The sequence below is a fragment of the Methylophaga sp. genome, assembly GCF_030651745.1.
Genome location: NZ_JAUSCC010000140.1, coordinates 86,380 through 101,479 on the forward strand (window position 1 = coordinate 86,380; position 15,100 = coordinate 101,479).

16 protein-coding genes are annotated in these 15,100 nt (G+C 46.0%); 6 read left to right on the forward strand and 10 right to left on the reverse strand.

The window, feature by feature from the left end:
• Positions 1-64: 64 nt before the first annotated feature.
• The 9 genes from Q7V21_RS16115 to Q7V21_RS16155 all read right to left on the reverse strand — a co-directional run bounded on the left by Q7V21_RS16115 (position 65) and on the right by Q7V21_RS16155 (position 8,882).
• Positions 65-1,015, reverse strand: a complete 951-nt coding sequence (locus Q7V21_RS16115; protein WP_304918254.1) for a hypothetical protein — start codon at positions 1,013-1,015, stop codon at positions 65-67.
• Positions 1,012-2,082, reverse strand: a complete 1,071-nt coding sequence (locus Q7V21_RS16120; protein WP_304918255.1) for a VWA domain-containing protein — start codon at positions 2,080-2,082, stop codon at positions 1,012-1,014. Before Q7V21_RS16120 ends, Q7V21_RS16115 begins: the two co-directional genes overlap by 4 nt.
• 6 nt (positions 2,083-2,088) lie before the next feature.
• Positions 2,089-2,874 (reverse strand): MotA/TolQ/ExbB proton channel family protein, encoded by a 786-nt coding sequence (locus tag Q7V21_RS16125; RefSeq protein WP_304918256.1) that lies wholly within the window; start codon positions 2,872-2,874, stop codon positions 2,089-2,091.
• Positions 2,875-2,876: 2 nt separating this feature from the next.
• The gene (locus Q7V21_RS16130; protein WP_304918257.1) at positions 2,877-3,017 is read right to left on the reverse strand and encodes a hypothetical protein; all 141 of its coding nucleotides are present in this window, start codon (positions 3,015-3,017) and stop codon (positions 2,877-2,879) included.
• Positions 3,017-5,023 (reverse strand): PEGA domain-containing protein, encoded by a 2,007-nt coding sequence (locus tag Q7V21_RS16135; RefSeq protein ID WP_304918258.1) that lies wholly within the window; start codon positions 5,021-5,023, stop codon positions 3,017-3,019. The genes Q7V21_RS16130 and Q7V21_RS16135 overlap by 1 nt, the downstream gene beginning before the upstream one ends.
• Positions 5,010-6,452 carry a hypothetical protein gene (locus tag Q7V21_RS16140; protein WP_304918259.1) on the reverse strand — a complete coding sequence of 481 codons (1,443 nt, stop codon included), beginning with the start codon at positions 6,450-6,452 and terminating at the stop codon, positions 5,010-5,012. Before Q7V21_RS16140 ends, Q7V21_RS16135 begins: the two co-directional genes overlap by 14 nt.
• Before the next feature lie 9 nt (positions 6,453-6,461).
• Positions 6,462-7,655, reverse strand: a complete 1,194-nt coding sequence (locus tag Q7V21_RS16145) for a hypothetical protein (RefSeq protein WP_304918260.1) — start codon at positions 7,653-7,655, stop codon at positions 6,462-6,464.
• A gap of 34 nt (positions 7,656-7,689) precedes the next feature.
• Complete coding sequence (locus tag Q7V21_RS16150) at positions 7,690-8,313, reverse strand: hypothetical protein (protein ID WP_304918261.1); 624 nt, start codon at positions 8,311-8,313, stop codon at positions 7,690-7,692.
• A 320-nt stretch (positions 8,314-8,633) separates the two neighbouring features.
• Entirely contained in the window at positions 8,634-8,882 is a 249-nt protein-coding gene (locus tag Q7V21_RS16155) for a hypothetical protein (protein WP_304918262.1), read from the reverse strand.
• A 34-nt stretch (positions 8,883-8,916) separates the two neighbouring features.
• Between Q7V21_RS16155 and Q7V21_RS16160 the strand changes: the two genes are divergently transcribed.
• Positions 8,917-9,636 carry an SDR family NAD(P)-dependent oxidoreductase gene (locus tag Q7V21_RS16160; protein ID WP_304918263.1) on the forward strand — a complete coding sequence of 240 codons (720 nt, stop codon included), beginning with the start codon at positions 8,917-8,919 and terminating at the stop codon, positions 9,634-9,636.
• A 10-nt stretch (positions 9,637-9,646) separates the two neighbouring features.
• Here the strand turns inward: Q7V21_RS16160 and Q7V21_RS16165 are convergent, their stop codons facing one another.
• On the reverse strand, positions 9,647-10,102 hold the full coding sequence (locus Q7V21_RS16165) for a hypothetical protein (RefSeq protein ID WP_304918264.1): 456 nt from the start codon (positions 10,100-10,102) through the stop codon (positions 9,647-9,649).
• A 255-nt stretch (positions 10,103-10,357) separates the two neighbouring features.
• Between Q7V21_RS16165 and Q7V21_RS16170 the strand changes: the two genes are divergently transcribed.
• The 5 genes from Q7V21_RS16170 to thrS all read left to right on the forward strand — a co-directional run.
• Positions 10,358-10,810, forward strand: coding sequence for a SufE family protein (locus tag Q7V21_RS16170; RefSeq protein ID WP_304918265.1), 453 nt, complete (start codon positions 10,358-10,360; stop codon positions 10,808-10,810).
• A 55-nt stretch (positions 10,811-10,865) separates the two neighbouring features.
• On the forward strand, positions 10,866-11,984 hold the full coding sequence (locus tag Q7V21_RS16175) for an NAD(P)/FAD-dependent oxidoreductase (RefSeq protein WP_304918266.1): 1,119 nt from the start codon (positions 10,866-10,868) through the stop codon (positions 11,982-11,984).
• Positions 11,978-12,988, forward strand: coding sequence for an arsenic resistance protein (locus tag Q7V21_RS16180; protein ID WP_304918267.1), 1,011 nt, complete (start codon positions 11,978-11,980; stop codon positions 12,986-12,988). The genes Q7V21_RS16175 and Q7V21_RS16180 overlap by 7 nt, the downstream gene beginning before the upstream one ends.
• On the forward strand, positions 12,978-13,538 hold the full coding sequence (locus Q7V21_RS16185; RefSeq protein ID WP_304918268.1) for a carbonate dehydratase: 561 nt from the start codon (positions 12,978-12,980) through the stop codon (positions 13,536-13,538). Before Q7V21_RS16180 ends, Q7V21_RS16185 begins: the two co-directional genes overlap by 11 nt.
• Positions 13,539-13,540: 2 nt before the next feature.
• The coding region (gene thrS / locus Q7V21_RS16190; protein WP_304918269.1) for a threonine--tRNA ligase at positions 13,541-15,100 on the forward strand (1,560 nt) is incomplete at its 3' end.

The following is a 15,100-nucleotide window of genomic DNA, read 5'->3' on the forward strand; positions in this document are numbered from 1 at the left end:
TTAACTTTCTCTGGCTCAAATGGTCCTCCGTTTGAGTCCCCTCTGTCTGTTTATTTTTCAGAGCCTAGGGTGGTAACGCGATATAGGTACCGTCATTACGTTTAGTCAGTTCTCGCATCAGAATGCTGTATCTATCGGTACTGTGAATCGATAGAAAACCTACACCATGAATTTTAGCCAATCGGCGGCCATCACTAAGTTGCCTGTTTTGTTTAGTTATACGTTCAATCACAGGATCATAGGATGTGCCGGTATAGTCATCACCAAACACATAAATTGATGTGGTGATATTGGGTTTGGCATATTTTCTCAATGCCATTTCCACACCCTCGACCGGGCTGCTGTTAGACATCGCTGACCAGTTATCAAACATGCGAATTGCACTGTTTCTGGTGGATGGCGTATCCGGCATCCAACGACCTTCATAGCCGGAGATCATCGATGTGCCCATGTCGTTTAATATCTGAAAACCTTTTACTTCCGGGTGAATATTCAACACATTCACCACCTCTCGAGAAACCCGCGACCAGATTTGTTTCATACTGCCAGAGGTATCAATAACAAACACCACGTAATCACTATCGACAGGAATACCGCCGACTTCTTCTGAACGTTTGTCGGTTGGTTTGCGTGGTGTCGGCAAGGCGGCTTGTTTTAATCGTGATTCCACCAGGCTCAAACCGGAGATGCTTTCTTCCAGTGCAGAATTTCGTTGTTGTAGTGCTTTGAGACGGCTTTCCAATGATGATTCCGCCTGAGCAATGGATTGCTGTTCGCTGGATAACGCATCCAGTGTGGAAAGCTCTTGCTGAATTTGCTGACTGAGTTCAGCCACTGAGTTTTCCAGGCCAATCAATGATGCTAATAAACTGCTGACGTCATCAGCACCTGCAATGGAAACATCAACATCGGTTTTGGAAATCAGGATCAGCATCACCACCGCCCCAAAACCACAGGAAATTACGTCCAGAAAAGACAGACTGAAGATATCCAGGCCTTTTTTACGGAATTTCATGGCCAGTTACTCGCTGGACTAATCAATAGACCACCAGTGGTTGCCGCCCAGACCCAATATTGATTGACAGCATCGGGGTCGCCTTCCAATGGCAGCAAAATAACATCGACTTGCGTACTGCGTTTGCCACTTTCATTGATGGTTTGCTGAAACAACTTGACCCGACATTCACCGGAAATTGTCTGAGCATTGCCGGTGAGCGAGCTGCAACTGGAAAAAGGATTCAAACTGCGATATTGCGACTCGCCTTTAGTCGGCAGGCCATCGGTAATGACATAGAGATTAGATGGAGAAAACTGGTTGACTGTATTCAAACCCTTTTGAAGATTGGTCGCGCCCTCGGGAATGACGGTATTTAAGTCACGTAAGATTGACGAGACCGTTTGTGATGAACTGGCTTTTTGCCAGCTTTTTTGATCCCCTAATACTCTGGCGTCTTCGCTAAAAGCGACCACCACAACTTCACTGTTTTCCGGTAAGCGTGCCAATAACCATTCCACTACATTTTTGGTCCGCAGCCACTTGGGTGCATTTTGCTTGCTTTGTTGGGAGCTGCTTTTGGTTCGGATAATATCAATCAGTTTTTCATTGGTCATCGAAGCACTGGTATCAACCAGAATGGCAATTTTCGGACCCTCGACCTTTAGTCCCAACAAGTAGTTTTCTTCATTCACTCTTGGTGCTTCAACCAAATCAGCCTGTTGTTTGGGTACTTCGATAGAGGTGATGCTGGACTTCAGTTCTTCTAAAGCACTTTCAGAGCGTTGAATTTCCTGACTCTGGCTGGCTAAGGTCGACTGTTTTTCGTCCAGCTGTTTTTTTAAGTCCTGATAACGGGCATTTTCGCTGCTGAGTTGTTGCCTGATTTGCTCCAGCGTAGAGCCAGCATCATCTCTGGCCTGTTCCAGCTGACTGATGTCCTGTTTGAGATTGTCAATTTCAACCGGGGTTTCATCAATTTTTTGTTTGACCAGCATAAACACCAGAATTACGGCGCCAAGACCACAGGACATGATATCCAGGAATGCCAGATTGGAACCCTCGGCTTTTTTACGACGATAAGCCATTTGCTGTTAGCGAATACGTCTCAGCAGGAATTTGTCGCAATAGCTTTGAGTATCGACAATCTGACTGTCCTGCATGCGTTGCAGCTGATGAAACAGAAACATTAAAAATATACTGATAAGTAATGCGACTAACGTTGAATTAAACGCCAGACCCAAACTATCCGTCATGCCTGAGATATCACCTGCAAGCGCTTTGTCAGCTTGAGAAAGTGCCTGTCCGATACCTCGCACTGTACCGATAAAGCCGATTGAGGGAATGGCCCAGATCAGATATCGGATCATGGTGTTTTCAGAATCCTGCTTGACGGCCAAAGCTTCCAGATTGCTTTCAATCGCATCCGACAGGTTTTGCACGTTATTGGTAGAACTATAGCGCCATAATGATGAGCGCAATGTCTGAACCAAAGGTGAAGACATGCAATCTTGCGGGATCTCGGTATCCAGTCGATGAATAATACGGTTGACATCCAGATCGGTGGGCGTCTTGCTCTCCGTATCTTCATCTTCCAGTTTGGGGTCTTCAATCAAATCGACACTGTATAGATACTTGGTTTTCAGAATCTCACGATAGGAGCTGGCAATGAGAAAACAGCCCCACATCATTAAAATAAAACAGATTTCCTGTTCGTAATCTTTAATGATCACCACAATGTTACGAGGTGAAGACTCTTGCTGTTGCAAGGCGAGATCGATTAATTGTGCCGCTTCAGGGCGGACATAGCCGATATAAATCATGTGCACCACAATGATCGACACGATCAAGGCGGCAAAGCTTTTCATCAGATCACTCATTATTAAATATCCACCGGGAAGGAAACGGGAGAGTTCAGGCTGATAACCGATTTACCTGCCCAGGCGTTGTGGATCATCAATGACAGGAGCGCGATAAGCAGGATCGAAGCCCCAATCAGCAACACTTTTTTCCAGATAAGCATTATTCATTTCCTCCATTCACAAAGCGCCCGACTCTAAAGCCAAGCGTATCGCGGGCCTGCTCGGCACCGTCACGATAGGATGATCTTAATTCACTCAGCGATCCTGATCGCCAGTTTGCACCTTTTACCACGCGCATGCTGAGTGTTGAGCTATCCAGACTATGTGGATAAACCGTACCTGATTTGGGTGCCGTTAACGAATAACTATCATGCACCCATTCACTGACATTGCCACCCAGATCATAAAGCCCGGACTTTTCGCGGGTGAAACTTTTCACCGGAGCAACTCCAGCAAAACCATCATAATATCTTGGCACATAGAGGCTGACACTGCCTTTGGCTGCCTCATCAGCGATATTCACTGCTTTCGTCGGGATCACGCGATCATTACCCCAGACAAACAGAGTCTGTTCCGGCTTACCAGCTTTGCGGGCCAGCCACTCCCATTCGGCTTCCATCAATAATCGGTAACCATCAGCATTCACATTAATTCGATTTAACTGATTGCCCTGCACATCATAAACCGGTGTCAAACCTTCCTGCTTGCTTAACCAGTTACAGAATTTTACGGCTTCCAGCCAGCTCACATTGGTGACGGGTAATTGGGCGTCACCGGATTTACTGCTAACAAACTGCTGGAATTCCGCATTGGTGACTTCATGTGTACCGGCATAAAAAGGTCTATCGAGCCGGACCTGTTTTAAAAACTCATTGGCACGCTGTCCCGGTTCATCACGCCCCGCTCCCATGTTGATAATGTCATTGGGAGAAAAAAGTGCCATTTCACCCCCGCCTTTGTTTTTGTACAGCCTGGGTGCTTCGGCTTGTTTGGTTTGTGCTTCTGGCAACAGTGTAAAGGAGAGTTTCTGTATTTCAGCTGCCGATGGTGTCACGGATTTTGACACAGTTCGATAGCCATTCAGAGTGAGCTCAATATTATGAGAAACAGCTTGTAAATCTAATTCAATCGGCGTGTTACCAACTGTTTTACCGTCGACAGTGACTGCCGCCGATGGTGTTGAAAGCACTTCTATTTTGCCCATTTCAGGCTTTAGCGTGATGTCAAAACTGCGTTTTTCATTGGTCGACAAAGTGAATGTTTCGCTTTGGGTAATAAAGCCCGGTTTGGAATAGGTCAACCGATGCGATTTATCGGCTTCTACGGAAATGAGTCCCGAGTTTTCAACACGCAAACCATTTAAGGTCAACTGACCACCGGCTGGTTGAAGTTGTAAACGCACGCCAGCCGTTTCTGCTGATAAACGATAATTTCTTTCTACTTCCGGTTTGCTGTTTTTTATCTCAATGGTTTCTTCGATGTTTTCATATTTTGCCAAGGCCACTTTGACATTATGCAAGCCACCTTGCAGTGGTAAAGTAAGTGGTGTTTGACCCACTTCAGCCTGGTCGATGGTTACCATGGCACCACTTGGAACCGATTTGACCGTGAATTCGCCCTGCAATGATTGCAGCTCCACATCCTCTGCCATGGTTTCACCTCGACTGAGTACCAAGTCGATAGTCATTGTTTGATAGTAAGGGTGCTGAACGCTGAGCTGATGCTCTCCGGCTGGCAATTCACGTTCAAGAACATTGGCGATTGCAATAATTTGGCCATCCATCATCCAGCTGGTTTGATTATCTTCAAGCGAAGTGGAAAGCACGATCTTGGCCGGTAATGGAGTGAGCGTGATGTGCAGAACTTTGCCCGAATCGGTCTGTTCGATGGTTTGTTGATGTGGATAAAAGCCATCTGCAGTGACTTCGATTTCAGTGGTATCCGCTAACGAGTAAACCGAACCAAACATCACCATTGCCAGCCATGAGTCGGAATTGATTGATACTCCGGTTGCATCATCTGGTTTAACTTCAATTCGCGTGCCGCGCGAGGCAAAGATAATCGTCACTATCACCAGAAAAACCAAAGCAAATGAAGTCAGCAACCACAAATACATTCGGTGCTGGCGTTTTCGGGCAAGCTCCAGTTGCTGGTTAAATTGGCTCATCGCAAACAATTCGTAAACTGTAACTGTTCAGATCGAATGGAATCGTCACCTCAACCAGTTTGGATTTGAATCCCTGACGCTTGCCTTCAAAGGTATATTGTCCCGGTTTGAGCTGAATCACTTTTGAATCAGTCACACCAACATTGCCTACTCCACGCACCAAAATGTGGGTTTGATTATCCGAGCGAACTTCCACCGGAATGGTTCGGTTCACCGCGGTTAACACATTCTCCAGCTCACGACTCTGTTTGGTCAGCGACGCACTTTGATTACGATATTTTGCGGCTTCATTGATGGCCGATCGTGCCTGATCAACCAGCTCAGGGTTTGACAACCGATAGGGTGTCTTAAGGTAGTCATCAATCTTTTTATTCAGTGACAAAATCGTATTTGCCATTGCCAGCTTGTCCGTTGCCGACTGATTGTTGGGGGTTTCCTTAAGCACTTGCTCAAGATTGGTTTTGACTGTTTGCCAGTCATCTTTTGACTCAGCCTGAGAAGCATTTGTCAGAGCAGTCTGAACTCGCTGATTTTTTTCATATTGCTGTATCGCTGCATTTACATCGCCAATTTCGGAGCGATTGGGGTGAATATTTCTCGCCTGACTCAATGCTGATTTGGCAGCATCAATACGACCATTCTCAATGGCAGTATAGGATTGTGTGATAAGTGACTGAAACCGCTGATTATTAAGCGTAGTTTGCAAGGTTTGCGCGCGCTGTTTGAAAGCTTCCCTTTCCGGCGTTAACGTTAACAACTTGTTGATTAACGTCAGCTCTTTTTGCAGATCATTTTCCACCTTCGCGACATTAATCTGCTCCACCAGTGCGGCAATCTCAGGTAACTGCTCGATTCTATCCGCCAAATCAACGGCTGGCTGAGAAGAGGTATCCAGCATCAATGCTTTGGATATCGCTAATTTCGCCGGTTGGTATTGATTGTCATCAAAAGCCTGCTGGGCATCCTGCATTGCCGTTTTAAATTGATTCTGGCTGTCGGTGATCGCTGTTTCTGCAAGCTTAATAAGACCATCCAATGTGGCTTTTGCCTGCGCGTATTTTGCTTCACCAAACTGTTTGACAGCCGCTGTTTCATTGGTTTTTAAACGCTCTGCCAAAGCTTTATCCCACTGTTGCAGATCAATCTTGTTCAGCTCGGGTTTCAGGGTGTTTTCATAATAAGCATACGCTTCAAGATAAGCCTGCCGCAGCATTTCTTTATCTTGCGTACTGTCGGTTGATGCCGGGATTTCAACACTTTCCAAGGGTTGTGCTGTTTCAGCTTCGCTTGCTTCGATAATAGTTTTGGGCATCGAAGCCCAAATAATTAACGCCACACATAACACGCTCAGCAGCAGGATAATGATCAGTGTCTGGAAGAATAGCTTTCTTTTGGCGAGTTTAGCTTCAGCAATTTTCTGCGTGATCATTCTTATCTCTTACAGTTGTACATCAGGCGTGGATTCCAGTTGATACATGCGATTCAAAAATGCACGCCATTGACGGAACTGCTCATCAATATCACCGGTTAATTCCACCGACTCTTCTTCATAAGTCAAAACCTGCGGCGCCATTTCCAAATTGATGGACTCACCAAGTTCGTTTAAAGCGTCCTGATGAAATTTGGCTTCTTCACGTGATTTAAAACCACTGGTCAACAGCACAGCACCACCGATACCGCCGGCAACCGTTGCTAAATCTCTGCCAATATTGGGATTACGCGAATTGCCCGAAGTAGCCGCAGCAACGGCAGCACCAATCAGCACAGCTCCGCCGATCATCTTCCACATACTTTTGGTATTGGCTTCTTTGCGAAGTTGCATTTCCGCAGCACTGGCTTGTTGCCAAGCCAGATAACTGTCGTCCATTTGCTGTGAGAAAGCGCTGTAATTCTGTTGCAAATTATCAATAAACAGCTGTTCCCGAACCTGAACTGATTTCACCCGTTCAAACATGGGGTCGGAATCACTTGGCATGCTCACCAATTTGATTTGCCGACCGCTGCTATCAAGATGTTCCATGAAGGCCTGCTCGTTAAAACTGGCAGCAAAGCGTAGATCAGCAATATTCTGCAGCTGAGCTAGCTCGCGTTGTTGTTGCTTTAGTAATGCTTCTACGATGGCCTGAGCGGCTTCGGCAAATGCAGGATCATAAGGATCTTTGCCAGCATTACGTGGATTTTTATAAAAACCTTCACTGACCTCGTGGTCAATGGTTTTGTTTAACCATTGTTTGCTGCTGGCATCCACTACATTAAGACGAAACTTGACCTCTTGACCGGTAGATTCAAGGATTTCACCCACAGCATATAAATCGCCTGATGCCGTGCTGTTCGGCGCAACACGAACGGCACCGAATTTGCCCGTTTCATCCAGAGCGGTTTTTAATTTATAGGCAAATCTATTTGCTTCAGCCCGGCGTAATTCAGGCCAGATACCTTCTTCTTCATAATCAGCTGCTTTACCTGAAAGCCCAGGTGAAAATACCGGAATAATGACATCCAGCTTGATGCCCTGATAAGGGATCTCTTTGGGGGCTTCCTGAGCCGAAGCAAGTTGCGGACCGGTTTTTACATCACCGGTAGTACCCGACGTCGTCGCACAGCCCGTCAATACATGCATCATAATGATCATGTAGATCAGGAATTTAGAGGGAGCTCTAAAATTTTCAATCTTTAACAACGTTCATCCCCTTGTATTTGCGGTACTCATTCCAGAGTTTCTTTTTAATTTCCGGATCCTGCTCCGCTTCGGCGGCTACCCTGATTTGTGAAGCAATGGCATCGTCATTGTTGGCGGATGGGATATCTTCTGGAATCGCACCATTGTTAGCAGCGTTAACCGGAATGCCAGATGAACCTGTGATACTGTCTTCATCTCCGGAACTCCCCATCTCAGGCGGCCTTGAATCCTGAGTTTCCGCTTCGGTTCCCTGCATTTCCTGACTGGCGACTGAATTATTACCACTGCCTTCCAGACCACCACCTCCCTGCTCGGCACCACCGCCACTATCTGCAGAAGTATTATTAGGATCGGTTAATTTGCATAATTCAAAGCGGTTAAGCGAGTCAAAAAAAGCTTTTTCCATTAATGCTATGCGTTCTGCTCTGGTGAGTTCAGGACTATCACTGTAACGGATATCAGCTTTGCCACATTCATCCGCAGAGCTTGTTGCCTCTTCCGCGTGAACCGTTATAGATCCAATCATTAATACTGACAATATCAGGCCCATCAGTTTATTCAATGAGAATAAACTCAGGAAATCCAGATAACGCTGTTTAAGTATTTTCATAAGATTGCGCACTAATCCATTAACACTTACAGGAAAAAAATAGAGAATTATTGTTATTCAGTTACTAGGTAAAACATTTGTCAGCAAACACCGTGCATAAGTTTTTCACTTATTCTTTCAGACAACACACATCATACAAAGTACTAGGGTCTGTTGATCTTTCATAGCCGCCTCTGTTGTGACTGAAAATGCACCAATCAAGGCGCGAGGAGAGCAGTTTAGTCATTCTAAATAAACGACGAGTAACGAAGAGTGGTGCATTTTCAGCCTCAACCCGCAGGGCTGGGGCTATTTTTCCGCCCTACGGCGTTGAAAATGACTTATGTAGAACAACTACATCGCATCATTTCCGCCTTGTAGGACGAAAAAATAGCCTCCAGCAGTGGTGGCTCTGAAAGATCAACAGACCCTAGCCAGCTGGTAGCTGAATAACGATAATTAATTTCCTTACCAAGTCTCATGATACAGCCATGACTCATCACTGACTCAAAAATGCCGTTTATAAAAAACGTATCGCTATCGTTCGCCGAAAATTCTGGCATTTCTTGATGATTTAATTTTTCTAACACACAAAATTCACATCATCAGGACCATACTCACTTAATGAAAACATCCGTATTAGTGATTGGAGGCAGTGGGCAAATAGCCCAGGCCATTATTGATAAACTTTTGACTTATCTCACGGCAGAAAACATTGTTGTTATCAGTCGTGGGCAGCGACCAGATAAATTTGCCAATGTCATCTGGCATCAGTCTGAATATGACGAGGCCAGTATGAACAATCTGGCCATGCAGTTTTATGATGAACAGCGTAATTTTGAAAAAGTCTTTATCTGTCACGGCGTATTACATGATGGTGAGATAAAACCTGAAAAACGCCTGGAAGAACTCTCTGCTGATTCAATCAGCCACATACTCAATATTAATACGATAACACCCGTGCTCTGGCTAAAACATCTGTTACCGGTGCTTAAACAATCTGTAACCTGTCAGTTAACCATCTTCAGTGCAAGAGTCGGTAGCATCAAAGATAATCAGATGGGCGGATGGTACAGTTATAGGGCCAGCAAAGCTGCGTTGAATATGTTGTTAAAAACGACTGCTATTGAATATGCCCGTCGAGCCAAACAAGTAAAACTAATTGCTTTTCATCCCGGTACTACTGATACCCCGCTTTCCCGTCCCTATAGTGCCAACGTACCCGAAGACCAGTTATTCAGCCCAAGTTTTGTAGCCGACAGGCTGTTTGAAATATTAAAAAATTTGCCTGCTGACGGTGAGTTGTCCTTTGTTGACTGGCAAGGTAAGTCGATTAAATGGTGATGCAAACTCCTCAGCCATCTCTTTTCTGTTCTCGCTCATCCAGCCTGGCATACGCCTCTTTTTCATGATGGATATCGATAATCAAACCACGATGCATGGCGACAGAAATAGCTTCTTGATTATGAAACCGCTCACCTTCTTTAAATAACAAATCGATTAATTCCCGGGCGGGCATATCCAGATATTTCGACAGTTTTTGTGATTCATTGGAAAACTTTTCCAGTACTTCAGGGTGTTGATTCTGGACATTGAGGATCGCCAGGTTATCGATAATACCTAGCTCTTTTGCTGTTGCTGCGCTGAGCCCATTGTCCTGCACAAAGCGTAAACTGGTCAGCCCTGTCAGTTGATGAAAGGTGTTTTGCACCAGATTTAAATCGGCGTCCCGCCCCGCCAGTGCCACCCTTAACCATTTCAAACGATGGCGCGCCAGAATAATCATGCTTTGTTCTATTTCTTTGCTCATAGACCTCGGCTCCTTGCTGATTCCTGTCTCCTTGTTAGCACAACCAAGCCAGTTCACACAAGTAATAACCGTAAAGACCATGTTTTATCAGTACTGACATTTCTGCCTAACACTAGCTAGCCAATTTGAAAGCCCCACCTAGATATGATACAACATATCATTAATAAGCCATTATGACGGCGCCAATCTCAGTGAAATACCTAAGTTAATAACCCTTTGCATAGGGTGATCTCCAACCATTAAATGTCACTTTATATGAATTCTACACCCGCGAAATTCAGCACCGATGATGTGCAAAAAAAGATTATCGAAGACTTCCACATATTGGGAAGCTGGGATGAACGTTATCAATATCTCATCGATTTAGGACGTAGATTAAATCGGGATAGCAATGTTCCACAATGTGAAGAAAACCGCCTTTATGGGTGTCAGGCCAATGTCTGGCTGACCGCTGAATGTCAAAACGGCATAGTCCGCTTTAAGGGAAACAGTGACTCACTGATTGTTTCAGGGTTAATGGCCGTTATTCTGAAAGTTTTCTCGAATAGACCTGCAGAAGAAGTCATTACTCTGCAACCGGATTTTATTGTTCAAACCGGTTTAATCGACCACTTGTCTTCCCAACGATCCACCGGATTGATGAGCATGATCCAACAGATCCGTGAGTATGCGGCTTCCTGCCTAGCTGCCAGCAAACACAACGCATGATCCGCAATACATTGTTTATAAAACCATCGCTTGCAAGCTTAAAAGGAAACGCCTGATGCAGCATCTGGATGTCGCCATAGTAGGTGCTGGCCCTGCCGGCATTGGTATGGCGCTCGCATTACAAAAAATACCCGGCTTACATTTCGGGCTGATCGAGAGTGGCCGTATCGGTGAATCATTCAGACGTTGGCCCCAGGAAACCCGGTTTATCACCCCTTCGTTTTATAGCAATCCCTTTGGCATGGCCGATCTGAATGCGGTGAACGAACTGAGTTCACCGGCCCATTATTCTGCTATGGAACACTTAAGTGGTGAACTCTATGCCGACTATCTGAACATGATAGTTCAGTTTCATAAATTACCTGTGGTCACAGGTTGCAAGGTATTGGAACTGAACCGTTCTGCTGAAAAACAATTTGTTCTGAAAACAGAGCAAGGCCCGTTGACCGCACAGTTTGTGATATGGGCCACAGGTGAATATCAGTTTCCGGATCTGGACGCTTTCCCCGGTGCAAATCTTTGTGCGCACTATGCGCAGGTTGTGACCTGGAAGGATTTTGAAGCACCACGCTATACCGTGATAGGTGGTTATGAGAGCGGTGTTGATGCAACGGTTAATCTGGTGAAACTGGGTCGCCAGGTACGGTTGCTGGTTCGAAAACCCAGTTGGGACCGCAAGAGTGATGACCCCAGCATTGCCCTCTCGCCTTACAGTCGGGAACTACTTGAACAGGCGCTGAACAGTGGCCTGCTGGAAGTGGTGTTTGGGGTAGATGTGACACAGGTTGAACAACTGGCTGATGGTGGTTTTCGTGTTGATTCCGCTGATGGTCGATCCTGGCAGGAAAACAGCCAACCGATCCTGGCAACCGGTTTTGTCAGTGGCGGTGGTGCCAAGCAGATAGCCGATCTGTGGGAGTGGGATGAGTCAGGAAAGATCATGCTGACCGAGGCGGATGAGTCGAGCAAAACGCCCGGCTTGTTTTTGATTGGCCCACAGGTTCGTCAGGAAGATCGTATCTATTGTTTTATTTACAAGTTCCGGCAGCGCTTTGCGATGCTCGCTCAAAATCTGGCCCTGTGCAAAAACCTCAATAGTAGTGAATTAGACCCGGGACCCGGCGTGTGGGGACCGTTTGGAAACAGCGAATGTTGTGAGGGATGCGAATGTTGAAACTATTAAACCGACTGTTATTCGTGAATATTTCCATGCTGCTGTTGGCGGGTATTTCTATCGGTGCCACGACGGGTTATTTCTCCCCTTCTGCCGGCGAATGGCTGGGAGATCGAATTGATATGACCTTATTAGTGCTGATCACTTTGCTTTTCTTCGGGGTAAGATTTGAAGCCATCGTTCGCTCGTTTGGCCATCTTCGGTTTATCAGTATTGCCGTGTTCGCCAATTTTGTATTGGTGCCTTTGATAGGTTACGCCATTGCCTCTGTTTTAATGCCTGACTATCCACTGATCATGGTCGGATTGCTGATCTATTTTATGTCACCCTGTACCGACTGGTTTTTAGGGTTCACCCAATTAGCAAAAGGCAATGTGGCGCTGGGCACCGCGCTGATACCTATTAATATGCTGCTGCAATTACTGCTTTACCCGCTTTACCTGCAGCTGTTTACCAATAACATTGTGCAAGTCGATCCGGGCATTATCAGCAGCACCTTATTGCAATGGTTTTTACTGCCACTGCTATTGGCGATCTGCTTGCATTATCTTTTACGATTTTTAGTAAAACGCGATGTTTTCAATCACATTCTGCAACGCGTCGATCAACTGACACCCTGGGTCATTGCCCTGCTGGTGTTGGAAATATTTGCCAGCAATATTACGGTGATTCTGCAAAACAGTACGGTGTTCAGCTGGTTGTTACTGGGTGTTTTCATCTTTTTTGTCGCTACTTTTCTGTTGGGCGAAGTGATCAGCCGTCTATTCCGACTCAGCTATCCCGAACATGCATTGCTCACCATGACCATTGCGGCACGAAATGCGCCGCTGATGCTGGCAGTGACGATGGTAGCCCTTCCCGGCCAACCGCTAATCTATGCCGCAATTGTGATTGGTATGTTGCTGGAATTCCCACACCTGACTGCGCTGCGCTATATGTTGCTTAACTCAAACAGCCTGACAGTTCCCTTATTATCCAAACTCAGAAAAAAATATGATTCGTAAAAATCCCCGTGGCGACCTGCCACAGATTCACCCCAGTGCTTTTGTTGATCCTACCGCCATTCTGTGTGGATTGGTGATCGTCGAAGAGAACGTGTTTATCGGCCCCTATGCGGTCATTCGTGCTGATGAAATGGATGAGAATGGCCATATCGATCCAATCATTATTGGTGCGCATTCCAATATTCAGGATGGGGTGGTGATTCATTCAAAATCAGGGGCTGAAGTCACCATTGGTCAGCACACTTCAATCGCCCATCGCGCCATTGTGCATGGTCCATGTAAAGTGGGTAATTCGGTGTTTATCGGCTTTAACAGTGTGTTGTTCAATTGTATCGTTGATGATGGCTGCGTGGTGCGTTACAACGCCGTGGTCGATGGCTGTCATCTGCCAGAAAACTTCTACGTGCCCTCAACTGAACGTATTGGTCCTGATACGGATCTGTCCCGTCTGGCTCAGGTATCAGCGGATGCCTCTGACTTTTCCGAAGATGTTGCACGTACCAATAATGAACTGGTTCTGGGCTACAAAAACATTCAGAACGAGTTTTAACAATGAACATACAAGACAAATCAAATTTCTCAATCACCTTGCCGGATGGATCGCAACGCGATTTCAATCAACCAGTCACTGCCGGTGAAATAGCCGCGGCTATTGGTTCAGGGCTTTCCCGTCAAGCCGTGGCAGCGAAATTAAATGATCAACTGGTGGATTTGAGCGATCCCATTACTGACAACGCCAGAGTCCAAATCATCACTGCAAGCGATGCCGAAGGATTGCATATTATTCGCCACAGTTGCGCCCATCTGATCGGCCATGCAGTCAAACAACTCTATCCAACGGCACAAATGGTTATCGGCCCGGTGATAGGCGATGGATTCTATTACGACATCGCTTTGGACCGTCCTTTTACAGCGGAGGATCTGCTGGCCATCGAAAAAAGAATGCAGGAATTGATTGCCAAAGACTACGACGTTATTAAACGAGTCACAGCCCGTGAAGCTGTCATCAAGCTGTTTACAGAGCGTGGCGAAGATTACAAATTACGCTTGATTGAGGATATGCCTGAAGCGCAGCAAATCAATCTGTATTTTCATGAAGAATACGTTGATATGTGCCGTGGGCCTCATGTACCCAACACCCGTTTTCTCAAACACTTCAAACTCACCAAACTCTCCGGTGCCTATTGGCGCGGTGATGCCAAAAATGCGCAATTACAACGCATTTATGGGACGGCTTGGACAGATAAAAAATCACTTAATGCCTATCTTGAGCATATCAAAGAGGTGGAAAAACGCGATCACCGGCGGCTGGGCCGTGAACTGGATCTGTTCCATTTTCAGGAAGAAGCCCCGGGAGCAGTGCTCTGGCATAGTCGCGGCTGGACAGTTTTCCAGCAATTGATCGCTTATATGAGACGTCGGCAACAAGATGCTGGTTATATAGAGGTGAACAGCCCCGATGTGATGGATCGTTCGCTTTGGGAAATATCCGGTCATTGGCAAAACTATCGTGAACACATGTTTACCACGGCCACAGAAGATGGACGTTCTCTGGCATTAAAACCCATGAATTGCCCGGGAAGCGTTTTATTGTTTCAACATGGCTTGAAAAGTTATCGGGATCTGCCGATCAGAATGGGCGAATTCGGCAAGGTACATCGCTACGAACCGTCAGGTGCATTGCATGGCCTGCTTCGCGTGCGTCATTTTACTCAGGATGATGCGCATATTTATTGCACCGAGCAGCAACTGCTTGATGAATGCCGTAAGGTCATTTCCATGGTGCTGGATATCTATAAAGTATTCAGTTTTGATAACGTGGATATCAAGCTTTCCACCCGCCCGGAGAATCGAATGGGCGATGAAGCAACCTGGGATATGCTGGAAGGTGCTTTAATAAATTCGCTGGATAGCATGCAACTGCCCTATCAGCTGAATGTCGGCGAAGGCGCTTTTTATGGACCCAAGCTTGAGTTTGTATTACGCGATGCCATTGGTCGTGATTGGCAATGTGGCACCTTGCAAGTGGATATGAACCTGCCAGAACGTTTCAATCTGGAATATGTAGCAGATGATGGTCAGCGTAAACGTCCGGTCATGTTGCATCGAGCT

Excerpts from the sequence above, each read along its gene's own strand:
- Q7V21_RS16175 (WP_304918266.1), top strand. The coding sequence starts at position 10,866 with ATGCAGCATCTGGATGTCGCCATAGTAGGTGCTGGCCCTGCCGGCATT.
- Q7V21_RS16170 (WP_304918265.1), top strand. The coding sequence starts at position 10,358 with ATGAATTCTACACCCGCGAAATTCAGCACCGATGATGTGCAAAAAAAG.
- Q7V21_RS16165 (WP_304918264.1), bottom strand. The coding sequence starts at position 10,102 with ATGAGCAAAGAAATAGAACAAAGCATGATTATTCTGGCGCGCCATCGT.
- Q7V21_RS16125 (WP_304918256.1), bottom strand. The coding sequence starts at position 2,874 with ATGAGTGATCTGATGAAAAGCTTTGCCGCCTTGATCGTGTCGATCATT.
- Q7V21_RS16130 (WP_304918257.1), bottom strand. The coding sequence starts at position 3,017 with ATGCTTATCTGGAAAAAAGTGTTGCTGATTGGGGCTTCGATCCTGCTT.
- Q7V21_RS16160 (WP_304918263.1), top strand. The coding sequence starts at position 8,917 with ATGAAAACATCCGTATTAGTGATTGGAGGCAGTGGGCAAATAGCCCAG.
- Q7V21_RS16185 (WP_304918268.1), top strand. The coding sequence starts at position 12,978 with ATGATTCGTAAAAATCCCCGTGGCGACCTGCCACAGATTCACCCCAGT.
- Q7V21_RS16115 (WP_304918254.1), bottom strand. The coding sequence starts at position 1,015 with ATGAAATTCCGTAAAAAAGGCCTGGATATCTTCAGTCTGTCTTTTCTG.
- Q7V21_RS16145 (WP_304918260.1), bottom strand. The coding sequence starts at position 7,655 with ATGATCATTATGATGCATGTATTGACGGGCTGTGCGACGACGTCGGGT.
- Q7V21_RS16150 (WP_304918261.1), bottom strand. The coding sequence starts at position 8,313 with ATGAAAATACTTAAACAGCGTTATCTGGATTTCCTGAGTTTATTCTCA.
- Q7V21_RS16135 (WP_304918258.1), bottom strand. The coding sequence starts at position 5,023 with ATGAGCCAATTTAACCAGCAACTGGAGCTTGCCCGAAAACGCCAGCAC.
- Q7V21_RS16140 (WP_304918259.1), bottom strand. The coding sequence starts at position 6,452 with ATGATCACGCAGAAAATTGCTGAAGCTAAACTCGCCAAAAGAAAGCTA.
- Q7V21_RS16180 (WP_304918267.1), top strand. The coding sequence starts at position 11,978 with ATGTTGAAACTATTAAACCGACTGTTATTCGTGAATATTTCCATGCTG.
- Q7V21_RS16120 (WP_304918255.1), bottom strand. The coding sequence starts at position 2,082 with ATGGCTTATCGTCGTAAAAAAGCCGAGGGTTCCAATCTGGCATTCCTG.